This window comes from Fundidesulfovibrio sp., from assembly GCF_058402725.1.
In genome coordinates this window covers 1-4,652 of sequence record NZ_JBZVFJ010000205.1, presented here as the reverse complement: position 1 = coordinate 4,652, position 4,652 = coordinate 1, and the positions used below count along the sequence as shown (strand labels likewise).

The 4,652-nt window shown below is 68.0% G+C and carries 2 protein-coding genes and 1 pseudogene; 1 reads left to right on the top strand and 2 read right to left on the bottom strand.

Annotated elements, in window-relative coordinates:
- Together ACV4UX_RS17400 and ACV4UX_RS17395 are read right to left on the bottom strand one after the other, a co-directional pair.
- Positions 1–664 (bottom strand): annotated as a pseudogene (locus ACV4UX_RS17400) (hypothetical protein); the annotation flags it as partial.
- Positions 665–891: 227 nt separating this feature from the next.
- Complete coding sequence (locus ACV4UX_RS17395) at positions 892–1,284, bottom strand: flagellar protein FlaG (protein WP_491594544.1); 393 nt, start codon at positions 1,282–1,284, stop codon at positions 892–894.
- Between the two features lie 163 nt (positions 1,285–1,447).
- On the opposite strand from ACV4UX_RS17395, the gene ileS reads away from it, so the two are divergent.
- Entirely contained in the window at positions 1,448–4,534 is a 3,087-nt protein-coding gene (gene ileS / locus ACV4UX_RS17390) for an isoleucine--tRNA ligase (RefSeq protein ID WP_491594543.1), read from the top strand.
- Positions 4,535–4,652: the final 118 nt, after the last annotated feature.

Sequence of the window (4,652 nt, the reverse complement as noted above, 5' to 3'; positions counted from 1 at the left end):
TCCAGCCCACCGCGCCCGTGCCCGCCGAGGGGGAATACTCCATGACCATGGAGGTCTGCCCGGAATCGAAGCGCCAGGAGCGGTCGCCCTTGTAGTTGGGGGGGCTCTCCAGGGGGCCGCCGTAGGTCTCGCGCATGCGCGCCAGGAGCACCAGGTGGTTCACCTCGCCGTCGTAGCGCGTGAGCGCCCCGGCAAGCCTGCCCTTGCAGAACACGTAGACGATCTCGCGCATGGCCACGCCCATCACTTCCATGTCCTCGCCCAGGCGCACGTGGTAGGCCAGGCCGCCCTGCTCCTCGCGCTTGGAGAGGCTGGGCACGTCGGCCAGGGGCGTGCCCCAGGCCAGGCCGCGAAACGTGTCCGCCCCCGGGGCCGGGCCTTCGGGCACGGCGGCGGCCTTCTTCCCGGGCTTGGGTTCGCCTGTTTTGGCCCCACCGGAGGATTTCTTCTTCTTGGACTGGGAGTCCCCCTTGGCCTTGGCCTTGGCGTCGCCGGAGGACTTCTTCTTGGGCTGGGCCTCCTGGCTCTTGGACTGTTTCTTGGCGGCCGGGGCGTCCTGCGCGGACGCCGGGACGGTCAGGGAGCAGAGCCCCACGGCCAGGGCGAGCACGAGTGCGGCGGCCCGGGCCAGCCGGGGGCTGCGGATGCGGGTGGTCTTCGTCATGGGCTGGGCATACTGGAAGCCCGGCCGCCAAGCAAGCTCCGGGCCTCCCGGAAGGGAGGCCCGGGGAGGCTGCTGAAAAAGTCGGCTTTGCGGCTTTTTCAGCAGCCCTGCGCAGAGCGCAGCATGGAGCAGGGCGGCTTTGCCGCCCGTAAGCGTATCTCACAAACCCCGCTTCGGGGTTTGTCATCAAGCTGTCCGGGCCTCCCGGAAGGGAGGCCCGGGCCTTCTCAGACGGACTTGTCCAGGAACCCCTTGGCCATGCGCTTGAGGTTGTCCGAGAGCTTGACGATCTCGTCCTGGGGGATCTTGCGGATCACCCGCGTGCTGCCAGCTTCTTTCATCTCCACCTGGAGCTGTCCCGTTTCGTCGAGCACCTTGAAGTGCAGATCCACGCCGCGCTGGTGGAAGTAGTCCTGGGTCTGGGCGAGCAGCTTTTCACGTTCGGCGAGGTCGCGGGCGGGGTCGCGCTCTTGCGCGTGCTGGTCCTGCCCCTGGCCCTCGCGGGGGGATTCCTCGGTCTGGCGGACGGTTTCCTCGCGGACCTTCAAGGCCTGCACGGCCTTTTCCGCGTCCACGTGGTGCGCCGCTTCCTTGGGCGTTTCGATGTTCTGGATGTTCATGGCTCACCCCTCCCTGGATGAAACCCTGCCACTACCGGTTTCTTCACAGGTCTTATCGGACTTGCGCGGCGTTTCTTTAGGCCCGCCGCTGCGCGCCATTCTTGACTTGACGGGCGATTTCATCAAAAGTCCTCCCCTTCCATTCCGCCATCTGGAGCAGCCCGTGAAACCAGCCCCGTCGTCCGTTTCGTTCCCCAAGCTGGAGGAGGAAGTCCTCTCCGCCTGGAACGAAGAGCGCACCTTCTGGAAATCCCTGGAAAAGACCAAGAACGGCAAGCCCTACGTCTTCTACGACGGCCCCCCCTTCGCCACGGGCCTGCCCCACTACGGCCACATCCTCACCTCCTACGTGAAGGACACGGTGCCCCGTTATTTCACCATGCTGGGCCGCTTCGTGGACCGCACCTGGGGCTGGGACTGCCACGGCCTGCCCATCGAGTACGAGGTGGAAAAGAAGCTGGCCATCTCCGGCAAGGCCGAAATCCAGGAATACGGCATCGACAAGTTCAACCAGAAGTGCCGCGACATCGTGCTGGGCTACGCGGGCGAATGGGAAAAGGCCGTGAACCGCATCGGCCGCTGGGTGGACTTCGCCCGCCAGTACAAGACCATGGACCTCACCTTCATGGAGAGCGTGCTCTGGATCTTCTCCCAGCTCCACGCCAAGGGTCTGGTCTACGAGAGCCCCCGCGTGGTGGCCTACTGCAACCGCTGCATGACGCCGCTCTCCAACTTCGAGACCGGCCTGGACGACTCCTTCCGCGAACGCGACGACATGGCCATCACCGTGCGCTTCCGCGAAAAGGCCGACCCCGCGCGCTCCTTCCTGGCCTGGACCACCACCCCCTGGACCCTGCCCTCCAACCTGGCCCTGGCCGTTGGCCCGGACATCGACTACGCCCTGGTGGAGATCGCCCCGGACGATCTGGTCTGGATCGCCAAGGCCCGCATGGAGTCCTACCAGAAGTTCCTGCCCGCCGAGCCCAGGATCGTGGCCGAGGCCAAGGGCGCGGAACTGGCGGGCCGCGCCTACGAGCCGCTCTTCCCCTACGCCGTCTCGCCCCGAAACCACGTGGTCCTGGAAGGCTCCTTCGTGGACACCTCCATGGGCACGGGCATCGTGCACATGGCCCCGGCCTTTGGTGAAGACGACTACGCCCTGTGCACCGCCAACGGCATCGAGCTCTTCGACCCCGTGGACCACCAGGGCAAATTCACCGAGGCCGCGCCCGACTGGACCGGCATGACCGTCTTCGAGGCCAACAGGCACATCGCCCGCAACCTGCGCGAGCGCGCGCTCCTCTTCGCCCAGGAGAACTACCGCCACAAGTACCCCCACTGCTGGCGCTGCGACCAGCCGCTCATCTACCGGGCCATCTCCAGCTGGTACGTGAAGGTGGCCGAGAACCGCCCCAAGCTCCTGGCCAGCAACGAGCCCGTCAACTGGGTGCCCGCCCACATCGGCACGGGCCGCTTCAAGAACTGGCTGGCCGACGCCCGCGACTGGTCCGTCTCGCGCAACCGCTTCTGGGGCACGCCCATCCCGGTGTGGAAGTGCTCGCGCTGCCAGGCCATGGACGTGCCCGGCTCCCTGGCCGAACTGGAAGCCAAGGCCGGGCGCGAGGTCACCGACCTGCACCGCCCCTTCTGCGACGAGCTGCACTGGGCCTGCCAGGCCCCCGGCTGCGCCGGGACCATGCAGCGCGTGCCCGAGGTGTTCGACTGCTGGTTCGAGTCCGGGGCCATGCCCTACGGCCAGGCCCACTACCCCTTCGAGAACAAGGAGTGGTTCGACGCCAACTACCCGGCCAGCTTCATCGTGGAGTACATCGCCCAGACCCGGGGCTGGTTCTACACGCTCATGGTGGAGGGGGCGCTCATCAAGGAGCAGTCGCCGTTCCTCAACTGCATCTGCCACGGCGTGGTGCTGGCCGAGGACGGGCGCAAGATGTCCAAGCGCCTGAAGAACTTCCCCGACCCCATGGAGGTGGTGAACCGCCACGGCTCCGACGCCCTGCGCATCTATCTGCTGGGCTCCCCCGTGGTGCGCGGCCTGGACATCCGCTTCTCCGAGCGCGACGTGGAAGAGGCCGTGCGCCGCTACCTGATCCCCTTCTGGAACGTGTTCCACTTCTTCACGTCCTACGCGGCCCTGGCCAAGGGCTACGAGCCCCGGCGCGTGGACACGGCCGCGGAGCTGGCCGACCGCCACATCCTGGCGGAGCTGGAGCGCCTGCGCCAGAACGTGTCGGCCAGCATCGAGGCCTACGACCTGCCCAGGTGCTACCAGGCCATCCTGGAATTCATCGAGACCCTCTCGGGCTGGTACGTGCGCCTGAACCGCCCCCGCTTCTGGACCGACACCGTCACCGAGGACTCCCGCCAGGCCTTCGACACGCTCTACACCTGCCTGCTGGAGGCCTCGCGCATCCTGGCCCCCTTCATCCCCTTCGCCATGGACGCCGTGCACCGCCACCTGACCGGCGAATCCGTGCACCTGGCCGACTGGCCCACGGCCGTGCCCGCCCGCGAGGACGCGCGCCTAACCGCCGAGATCGACACCGTGCGCCGCGTCATCGAGTGCGGCCGCAGCATCCGCGAGAAGGCGCGCATCAACCTGCGCCAGCCGCTGGCCAGGATCATGGTCACGGGCGTGGAGCAGTCCCTGGTGGAGCCCTACCGGAGCCTCATCGAGGAGCAGGTGAACGTGAAGGCCGTGGACTACCCCGAAACGCCCCAGGCCTTCGCCGCGCGCGTGGCCCAGCTGGACGCCAAGAAGCTCGGCCCCCTGCTCAAGGGCGCGTTCGGCCCCACCCTGGCCGCCGTGAAGGCGGGCGACTACGAGGTGGGCGAGGACGGCGCGCTCACTGCCGCCGGAACCCGCGTGGAGCCGGGCGACTTCACCGTGGCCTGGCAGGCCCTGGACCAGCAGCAGGTGGGCGTGGCCGCCGACAAGACCCTGGTGGTGGGCCTGGAGCTGGCCATCTCGCCGGAGCTCCGTCGCGAGGGCGCGGCCCGGACCCTCAACCGCCTGGTCCAGGACCAGCGCAAGAAGCTCGCCCTGGCCTACGACCAGCGCATCGAACTGCGCGTGGACGCCGAGGGCGTCTGGCGCGAGGCCCTGGAGGCCCACGGCGCGTGGCTGGCCGAACAGTGCCTGGCCGACGCCGTGGAAGAAGGTGCGACTTCACCCCAGATCGAGGCGGAGGACGATTTCGGAAAGCTCCGGGTGCAGGTGAGGGGGCTCTAGACCGGCAGGATCGGCCCCCTCGCGGCTCTGCGGCCCGTTTTCCCCGAGGAGGGATGCATGGCGCGACGCGGCGTGACCCGCGCCCTGGCGGTGGCGGTCGTCACCCTGTCCGTGACGG